General features: G+C 70.0%; 13 protein-coding genes. 9 read left to right on the top strand and 4 right to left on the bottom strand.

All coding sequences use genetic code 11. The annotated features are described in order from the left end of the window. Positions 1-11: 11 nt before the first annotated feature. Entirely contained in the window at positions 12-137 is a 126-nt protein-coding gene (locus ABCR83_RS31630; RefSeq protein WP_462698704.1) for a hypothetical protein, read from the top strand. A 109-nt stretch (positions 138-246) separates the two neighbouring features. Then, positions 247-1,050: a thioesterase II family protein gene (locus tag ABCR83_RS31625; RefSeq protein ID WP_462698703.1), complete on the top strand. Its 804-nt coding sequence runs from the start codon at positions 247-249 to the stop codon at positions 1,048-1,050. Here the strand turns inward: ABCR83_RS31625 and ABCR83_RS31620 are convergent. Next, positions 973-1,575, bottom strand: a complete 603-nt coding sequence (locus ABCR83_RS31620) for a TetR/AcrR family transcriptional regulator (RefSeq protein ID WP_462698702.1) — start codon at positions 1,573-1,575, stop codon at positions 973-975. The two genes, ABCR83_RS31625 and ABCR83_RS31620, sit on opposite strands and share 78 nt — an antisense overlap. Before the next feature lie 174 nt (positions 1,576-1,749). Between ABCR83_RS31620 and ABCR83_RS31615 the strand changes: the two genes are divergently transcribed. From ABCR83_RS31615 to ABCR83_RS31595, 5 genes are all read left to right on the top strand, one after another. Further along, positions 1,750-2,388, top strand: a complete 639-nt coding sequence (locus tag ABCR83_RS31615) for a DsbA family oxidoreductase (protein WP_462698701.1) — start codon at positions 1,750-1,752, stop codon at positions 2,386-2,388. Positions 2,389-2,435: 47 nt separating this feature from the next. Next, positions 2,436-3,023, top strand: a complete 588-nt coding sequence (locus ABCR83_RS31610) for an NADPH-dependent FMN reductase (RefSeq protein ID WP_462698700.1) — start codon at positions 2,436-2,438, stop codon at positions 3,021-3,023. Between the two features lie 442 nt (positions 3,024-3,465). Then, positions 3,466-3,861, top strand: coding sequence for a rodlin (locus ABCR83_RS31605; protein ID WP_462698699.1), 396 nt, complete (start codon positions 3,466-3,468; stop codon positions 3,859-3,861). A 196-nt stretch (positions 3,862-4,057) separates the two neighbouring features. Further along, positions 4,058-4,450 carry a rodlin gene (locus ABCR83_RS31600; protein WP_462698698.1) on the top strand — a complete coding sequence of 131 codons (393 nt, stop codon included), beginning with the start codon at positions 4,058-4,060 and terminating at the stop codon, positions 4,448-4,450. A gap of 236 nt (positions 4,451-4,686) precedes the next feature. Next, the gene (locus ABCR83_RS31595; protein ID WP_462698697.1) at positions 4,687-5,667 is read left to right on the top strand and encodes an ABC transporter permease; all 981 of its coding nucleotides are present in this window, start codon (positions 4,687-4,689) and stop codon (positions 5,665-5,667) included. Here the strand turns inward: ABCR83_RS31595 and ABCR83_RS31590 are convergent. From ABCR83_RS31590 to ABCR83_RS31580, 3 genes are all read right to left on the bottom strand, one after another. After that, positions 5,591-6,625 carry a LuxR C-terminal-related transcriptional regulator gene (locus ABCR83_RS31590; RefSeq protein ID WP_462698696.1) on the bottom strand — a complete coding sequence of 345 codons (1,035 nt, stop codon included), beginning with the start codon at positions 6,623-6,625 and terminating at the stop codon, positions 5,591-5,593. The genes ABCR83_RS31595 and ABCR83_RS31590 overlap by 77 nt on opposite strands. A gap of 47 nt (positions 6,626-6,672) precedes the next feature. Beyond that, positions 6,673-6,915 carry a hypothetical protein gene (locus ABCR83_RS31585; RefSeq protein ID WP_462698695.1) on the bottom strand — a complete coding sequence of 81 codons (243 nt, stop codon included), beginning with the start codon at positions 6,913-6,915 and terminating at the stop codon, positions 6,673-6,675. A 192-nt stretch (positions 6,916-7,107) separates the two neighbouring features. Further along, positions 7,108-7,470, bottom strand: a complete 363-nt coding sequence (locus tag ABCR83_RS31580; RefSeq protein WP_462698694.1) for a helix-turn-helix domain-containing protein — start codon at positions 7,468-7,470, stop codon at positions 7,108-7,110. Between the two features lie 224 nt (positions 7,471-7,694). Here ABCR83_RS31580 and ABCR83_RS31575 point away from each other — a divergent pair, with 224 nt between their 5' ends. Then, complete coding sequence (locus ABCR83_RS31575; RefSeq protein WP_462698693.1) at positions 7,695-7,910, top strand: hypothetical protein; 216 nt, start codon at positions 7,695-7,697, stop codon at positions 7,908-7,910. A 33-nt stretch (positions 7,911-7,943) separates the two neighbouring features. Beyond that, positions 7,944-8,162, top strand: a complete 219-nt coding sequence (locus ABCR83_RS31570; RefSeq protein ID WP_462698692.1) for a hypothetical protein — start codon at positions 7,944-7,946, stop codon at positions 8,160-8,162. Positions 8,163-8,322 lie beyond the last annotated feature (160 nt).

Genomic DNA, 8,322 nt, shown 5'->3' with positions numbered 1-8,322 from the left:
AACTCGCCGCCGTGACCGCCGTCCTCCTCGCCCGCGCCACCGCCACCCCAACCGCGGAGACCGGCCTTCGCCACACCCCTGCCAACTGGCCCCAGGACACCCCGGGCTTCACCGCCCCGCACAGCTGGCAGGGCTGACCAGGCACCGGCACCCCCACTCGCGGGCCCCGGACGTGAACTCCACGTCCGGGGCCCGTTTTTGTTTCGCGCCCTTCCTCAACTTCCTCGCCTTCCGAACGGAGTTCTCATGCCGATCACTGTCCCGGCATCAACGGCACCGCTCCGCCCCGCGGATGAGCCACCGCGCCGCCGGCTGGTGGTCTTCCCGCACGCGGGCGCGGGCCCCGCCTCATACCGGGCCCTGCTGGCGCCACTGGCCACGGATGTGGAGGTCATCGGCGTCACCCTGCCCGGCCGGGAGCGCCGGGCGCAGGAGCCGCCGACGGCCGCGCTCCCCGAGCTGCTGGCGACCACGGCCCGGGACATCGCGGCGCTGGAGCCGCTGCCCACCGTCTACTTCGGGCACAGCATGGGCTCGCTGCTGGCCGTCCGGCTGGCGCATGCCCATCCGGCGGGCGTCGACGGGCTGATCGTCAGCGCCGGGCTGCCCGGCGGCCGCGCCCATCACACGCCGGAACGCCTGGCGGGCCGGCATGGCCTGAGCGAGCTGCTGGTACGGCACCGGCTGCCGTCGTGGTCGCTGGAGGCCCCGCACCGGCTGACGGCGGCCCAGCGGCTGCTGGTGCACGATCTGTCGCTCACCCGTGCGATTCTGACCAGCATGGCGGGCATCAGGCTGCGGGTGCCGATCACCGCGCTGGCGGGGCAGGACGACCGGATCGTCCCGGCCGCGACGCTGCCGCTGTGGCGGTCCTTCACCTCGGCGGCCTTCCGCACCCGGGAGGTGTCGGGCGGGCACTACTTCCCCTTCGTACCGGTGGGCCGCCGGGTGGTCCTCACCGAGATCCACCGGTCACTGACCGCCGCCGAGCGCCGACGTCGGAGCTTGCCAGTACGCGGAGGCCAACAGGTCGCAGGCGCTTGCCAGTAGGGCCAGCCGTTTCTCCTCCGGGTCCCCCTCGATGAGCTGGATCGCGTACACCCCGAAGTTCAGCGTCAGCAGCGCGCTGACGCACCTGACCCGACAGGCCACGGACGCGTCGGGCTCCGTGATGAGCGCCGCCAGCGCGGCCACCCGGTCCTTGAAGTCCTGGCCCACGCTCAGATCGCTGAGCGTGGCCTGGTTCGCCTGCAGAATGGTGAACAGCGGTGCGGCACTGGTGAAGATCAGGCTGCACCGGGCCAACAGCTCCTGTTTCACGGCGAGTTCGCCCGGCTGCTCCCGGCCCCAGGCGATCACTTCGTCCAGCTCTCTGCCGACGTCCTGGAACAGCCCGGCGAGGATGTCCTCCTTGGTCTTGAAGTGGTAGTAGAGGGCGGCCTTGGTGACACCCAGCTTGTCGGCGATCTCGCGCAGGGCTGTCTTCTCATACCCCTGCTCCAGGAAGAGCTCCAGGGCGATGTCCTGGATGCGCTGGCGGGTGTTGCTGCGGCGGGGTTGTGCACTGCTGCCCATCGGCTGTTCCCTTCGCTGGCGGCGGGTCCTCCGGACGCGTCCGGGGCCCCGGTTCTCTTGCCGGTCGGCAGGCGGGCAACCTAACCTACTTGACGCCCGGCAAGCATCGTTCTACGCTCTCCAGCGTACCTACTAGCTCGTCGGCAAGTAAGTAAATTGCGGAGGGGAATTCCGATGGTCACAGCGGAGATGGTCCTTGATGTCATCTGCGTCCACTCCTATATCGGCTATGCCCGCTTCGCGCGAGCGGTCGAGCGCCTCCGCGCTCAGGGAGTCGAGGTCGAAGCGGTCTTCCGGCCCTTCGAGCTGGCCCCGGGGGCGCCGGCCGACCCGCAACACCCGCAACCCCTGCTGACGGTGCTGGAGCAGGTATTCGGCCCGTCCGCCGTGGCCCAGACCGAACAGACCACCCGCCGGGCGGCCCAGGAGGGGCTGGAGCTGCACTACGAACGGGCCATCGCCTCCGGCACGTTCGAGGCCCACCGGCTGATCGCCCGCGCGGCGGCGCAGGGCAAGGCCGAGGCCATGGTGGAGCGGCTGTTCCGGGCCCACTTCACGGACGGTCTGCACATCGGCGACCCGGCCGTGTTCCGGCGGCTGGCCCAAGAGGCCGGGGTCGCGCTCCCGGACGGTTACGGCCCCGGGAGCGATGCGGCAGAAGCCGCGGAGCTCCGCGCGGAGCTGGACCGGGTGCGCGGCCTCGGCGTCACCGGAGTGCCGGTCTTCCTGATCGGCGAGCAGCGCGCCCGGACCGGCGCGCAGTCGGAGGAGGCCTTGTACCAGGCCTTGGAGCGGGCGGCCGGGGCGGCCTGACCCGCGACGATCCACCAGCCCACCAGACATCCAATGAGGAGAATCCCATGTCCGAAAGCCCCCTCCGGCTGGCCGTCGTCATCGGCAGCGTGCGCGAGGGCCGGTTCGGCCCCGTCGTCGCCAACTGGTTCGCCGGCGTGGCCAAGGAGCGCACCGACCTCGAGGTGGACCTGATCGACCTCGCCGAGATCAACCTCGGCCAGGCCGCACCCACCATGAACCCCTCCCCGGAGGTGGGCCAGGCGCTTGGCGAGATCATGCCACGCATGGACCGGGCCGACGCCTTCGTCGTGGTCACGCCCGAGTACAACCACAGCTTCCCCGCGGCCCTGAAGAACGTGATCGACTGGCACAACCCCCAATTCCACGCCAAGCCCGTCGCGTTCGTCTCCTACGGCGGTCTGGCCGGCGGCCTGCGCGCGGTCGAGCACCTGCGGGTGGTCTTCGCCGAGCTGCACGCCGTCACCACCCGTGACACGGTCAGCTTCCACAACGCCTGGGACCATTTCGACCAGGAGGGCAAGCTCAAGGAGCCGGCGGGCCCGACCACCGCCGCCAAGACCCTGCTGGACCAACTGACCTGGTGGGCCCGCGCATTGAAGGACGCCAAGGCCAAGCAGCCGTACGACAAGTAATCCGGACCGAGGGGATGGTGCGCGTCCGATGTCCCGACACCAGGCCGTCACAAGGGAATTGACGGCGGACGCGCCCATCCCCGCGGTCTTCTCCGGGCTGACCGTTCCGGTCAGGACCGCCGCCTCGCTGCTCGGCCTCGCCCCGGCCACGGTCGTACACCTCCTGGACCGAGGTGAATTGACCGCGGAGCAATGCGGGCAACAGCACGGGAGGCGGCGCGGGAGGCAGCGCGGGGAAAACTGCACGCACTATCGCCAGGTCACGCTGACCAGCATTTTTTCGTATCGACGACGCACCCGATAATTGCCCGGAAACACCGGTGCAGTTCTGACTGGCTCGAATGAGTGAAAGCCCGGAACCTCCCCGGAACCTCTCCATTAGGCCGGAGTTATTCAGAACGCTTTCTCAGTGGGGGCGCTACACGATCGAAAGGCTATAGACGTGCTCAAGAAGGTACTCGCCACGGCCGCCCTGACGGCATCCACGGTCGGCGGCGTCGCCGCTCCCGCGATGGCCATCGGCAACGACCACGATGTCGCCAACGCGAACGGTGCCAAGTCCGGTTACGGCAACACCAAGACCGGTGGCAAGGAAAGCCCGCAGATGAGCCTGATCCAGGGCACGCTCAACAAGCCGTGCATCGCCATCGGCAAGCTCCAGCTCCAGTCCGTGCTCGCGCTGATCAACCTCGGCGTCCAGGACATTCCGATCCTGTCCTCCGAGCAGCAGCAGCAGTGCACCGACAACTCCACGATCGACAACGGGGACAACCCGCTGGCGCACCTGCTCAGCGAGATCCCGGTCCTGTCCGGCAACGGTTCGGGCAACGGCCGCTGACCGGCCGGCCAATCCACGGAATTCCCTCTGCAGCGGGTGTGCGGGCCCCGCTGCAGGGGGATTCCGTGTTTTCGGTGTGCTCGGATTTTTTTCTGGGTGGCCCGAAAGAATGAAGCCGGATAACCTCCGCGCGTTTTGACGGGTTAGGCAAGTAGCTCTCGTAACCAGTCCGTCGACCAAGAGCGAAGGAATCCTTGTGATCAAGAAGGTAGTGGCGATGGCCGCGCTGTCGGTCTCCGCAGTCGGCGGTGCAGCCGGTCCCGCGCTGGCGAGCGACAGTGACCACACCATCGCCAATGCGAACGGCGCGGCCCAGATGTATGGGAATACCTGGACCGGTGGCTATATGAGCCCGCAAATGGGCTTGATCAACGGCTCGTTCAACAAGCCGTGTATCGCCATCGGCAAGCTGAACGCCCAGTCCGTGCTCGGCCTCGTCAACATCGGCATCCAGGACATCCCGCTGCTCTCCTCGCAGCAACAGCAGCAGTGCACCGAGAACTCCACGATCAGCAACGGTGACAACCCGCTGTCGCACGTCCTGGACAACATCCCGATCCTGTCCTTCAACGGCGACGAAGACCGCTGATCCGTCCCTTCCGCCCAAGAGCCGCCCCCGGGAACCCCGGGGGCGGTTTTTCATGCCCTGAGTGCCCCGATATGTCATGAATTGAGGTGGCTGCACATAGGTGAAGGGGCTCTTTGTGCAGCGGAAATCGGGGGGTCGCGCGGTCGGGGCGGGTCAGGATCGGATGACCCCGGTTCGCTGGGCCGTATGCCGCGGTCGGGGATCTTCCCGACATTCACCTCACAGGGGGCCCGGCTGTGTCAGCCACTTCACCGCGCGCGGCGGCGCGCAGGATTCTCATCATCGTCGCGGTCGTCCAGTTTGTGGTCGGGGGCTGGTTCTCCTGGACCGCGTCCCGGGCGAAGCCGCACGATGTGCCGGTGGCCGTGGTGGACGCCAGGCTCGGCGACGCGCTGCGGGATGCCGCACCCGGCGCGTACCGGATCGAGCGGGTCGGCGATGCGGCCGAGGCCGACCGGAAGCTGCGGGACCGCGAGGTGTACGGAGCGCTCCTCACCGCCCCGAAGGGGGTGGAGCTGCACATCGCCTCGGCCGCATCGCCCGCCGTGGCGCAGCAACTGACCCAGCAGGCACAGCAGCTGGCGGGTGGCTCGCCGGTGGCCGTGACCGATCTGGTGCCGGCCGCCGAGGATGACGCGCATGGCTCCGGGATGGCCCTGGCCTTCCTGCCGTTGCTGCTCACCGCGGTGGTCGCGGGTCTGCTGTTCGTCCTTCTGGTGCGCGATCTGCGGGCCAGGCTCTTCGGTCTGGTCGGCTTCGCGGTGCTCTCGGGGCTGCTCAGCTCGCTGATGCTGACCCATATCAGCGGGGTGCTGCCGGGCGGCTATCTGGCGAACGCGGGCATTGTGGCGCTGCTGGAGCTGGCCGCGGCGGGGTTCATCACCGGCCTTGGCTCGCTGCTCGGAAAGCCCGGGATCCCGGTGGGCGCGGTGCTGATGTTCGTGGTGGGCAATCCGCTGTCCGGGATGGCGTCCGCGCCCGAGATGCTGCCCCAACCGCTGGGTGACATCGGCCAGTTGCTGCCCGCGGGTGCGGCGGCCACACTGTTCCGTTCGGCCGGGTCGTTCCATGGCGCGGGCGCCGGGGGACCGGTCCTGGTGCTGGTGGTCTGGGCGGTGCTGGGGCTGGGGCTGCTGATGCTCAGTGGTCGCCGGAAGGCGGCGCAGGCGTCGGTGGCCGCTCGGCCGGGTCGTCGTCCAGCGGCAGCAGCCCAGTAGTGGCGATGAGGTAGCCCAGCTGGGCCCGGCTGCGGCTGCCCAGTGCGGCGGACAGCCGGCTCACCCGCCCGGCCACGGTCCGGCGGCTGGTGCCCAGCCGCCGGGCGATCGCCTCGTCGGTGTGCCCGGCCACCAGCATCCGCATGATGGCGCGCTCCACCTCGTCGGTGATGTCCGGAGCCACGGTGCGCGAATGGGGGGTGACCAGGGGAGTGGCCCGCTCCCAGGCGTCCTCGAAGGTCCGGGTCAGGAAGGCCACCAGGCCGGGCTGCCGGATCTCCAGGACCGAGGCGTGCTCCTCGGCCCCCGGCAGGTACGCCACCTCGCGGTCGACGATGACCAGCCGGTCGACGAGCTGGTCCAGGGTGCGCACCTCGCCCCCGGCCGCGACGGTCCGGTCGATGTGCCGCAGGGTCGCTGCATGGGTCCGGGCCGAGTGCCGGTGGAGCGTGCGGTGCCGGACGCCGCGCAGCAGGTCGAGGTCCGCCGGGTCGCAGGCGAGACGGTCGTCCCCCGGCTCCACGGCCATCAGCTCGGTACGGCAGGAACGAAGGGCGTGGCCCAGTGTGGAGCCGATGACGCGCTCGCCGTGGATCTCCGTCACCCAGTCCTGGTGCTCGCGCTTGGCGGTGGTGTAGATCGCGTGGACCGGCTGGAAGGCGTCGCTGATCGACTGCAGCTGGAGCCGTTGGCGGGCCAGCGCGGCCTCGATGGGACGGACCAGCTCGGCCTCTGCCACCTCGGGCGCCACGGGCACCAGGACATCGGGGTCGTCCGGCGGGGGCACCAGCAGACCCTTGCGCAGCACACAGCGCGGGACCCCCTTGCGGGGGGTGCAACCCTTGGCCACGGCCTGCCGGTAGCGGGTCAGCCCCTCGCCGCACAGCGTGTCGACCCGGTCCGCCGGGTTCGGCCCGCAGTGGCAATTCCCGGAGTCCGGCCATGGCTGATCGTGCATACCTGCAATTATGCGACGGCCGGGCAGCAGACCCGTCGGCAGCCCGCTCAGCCCTCGTAGTAGACGGTGAGCACGGCCCCGTCGATCTCCACCCGCCGCCGGCCCCGGCCCTCGCCGCGCCGCAGTGCCGCGAGGCAGTCGCGGAACAGACCCATCTCCTCGTCGGTCAGCACGGCGGCCGCCAGGTCGAGCAGTTCGGACACGCTCCGATCGGTGAGCACTTCGGGCAGTTCGCCGGAGAGCAGCACCACGGACTCACCGGTGCTGCCCCGGACGACGGCATTGGACATGGAGCCACCACTGACAACGAGCACGACTTTCCCCCTGGCCTCGGGCAGACCCGAGACGATAGCCGGGGTGGCGGGGCGGTGCCCGGCGGGACGGGAATATTCCGCGGATCCGATCAGTCCGGGAACCGGATGGTCACGGCCTCGCGTCTCGGCCGTAATGAGCAGGCCGGGACGGCGGGTTGGCCGGTGTGGTCAGGCGTCCCCGGGGGCGCGGTCGAGGAGCGACTCGACCAGCGCGGCGACATGCCTGCGGTCCTCGGCGGACAGCCGCTGGACACTGGCGATCAACAGGTCCACCTCGGGATCGGGGCGCGGACTCTGCGGAGCCTCCGGGGCGGTGTAGAGGTGGATGCCACAGGCCTCGGCGGCGGCCCGGCGCACGGTGTCCAGCGGCATTTCGAGACCGCGGGCCAGCCCCTCGAGAGTGGCCGGCTGGGGCATCCGCACCAGCCGCTCCGCGGTGGCCAGGTGGTGCACGGTCGAGCGGGGGATGCCGCCCCGGCGCGCGACCTCTCCATAGGACCACCCTTGCCGGTCCAGTCGCTGTCTCATCATCTGCTGCAGTGCGTTGGCCACTGATGGTCGCTTCCTGCTCGGCTTGCTGATGGTCGGCTCGGGTGAACCGATTCTACGGGGGGTGTCGAGCGGAACCGCTTGCGCGGAGCGGCCGGCCGCCACTACTGTCCAATCTCGTTGGACAGCTCGTCCGATCGCATCGGACGCGGGTGGGGGGTCTGCCCGTTTCCGTCCGCGCGCCACCATCCCGGAGGGGGACCACCATGCTCGACCCACAGGAACTCGACGCCGAGTCGGCCGAACTGCTGCCCGGCCGTGAGGCGTTGGGGAGGCTGAAGTTCAGCTTCAGCCGGACCACGCACATCACCAAGCACGCGGCGCAGGTCCATGCGCACAACCACTCCTCGGCGGTCAACGAATGCTCGCCGGGCGCCGTCGCCCAGTCGCAGGCGACGCAGTCGATCAACCTCCACCAGTGACCGGCCCCACCCCACACCCAGAAAGGCACTGCCATGAGCATGAACGCCAACGAGCTGGACGCCGAGTCGGCCGAACTGCTGCCCGGCCGTGAGGCGTTGGGGAGGCTGAAGTTCAGCTTCAGCCGGACCACGCACATCACCAAGCACGTGGCACATGTGCACGCGCACAACTCCTCGCACGCGGTCAACATCGATTCCCCGTACGCCCAGGCCCAGTCCGAGGCGGCGCAGTCGATCGTCATCCAGCAGTAACCCACGCGGTCGGGGGGCCCGGGGCGGGGGGCGCCCGCCCCCCCCCCCCGGGGGGGGCCCCCCGGCGGGGGCCCCCCCGCGCCCCCGCGCCCCGCCCCGGCCGGCCGGCCGGACGGCCGGGCACCGCTGCCCTGGCACCCGCCCACGGCCGTGCCCGTCC

It is taken from the genome of Streptomyces xingningensis (assembly GCF_054957865.1).
Note: the sequence above shows the minus strand (reverse complement) of the source record. Positions and strands in the feature narration are given on the sequence as shown.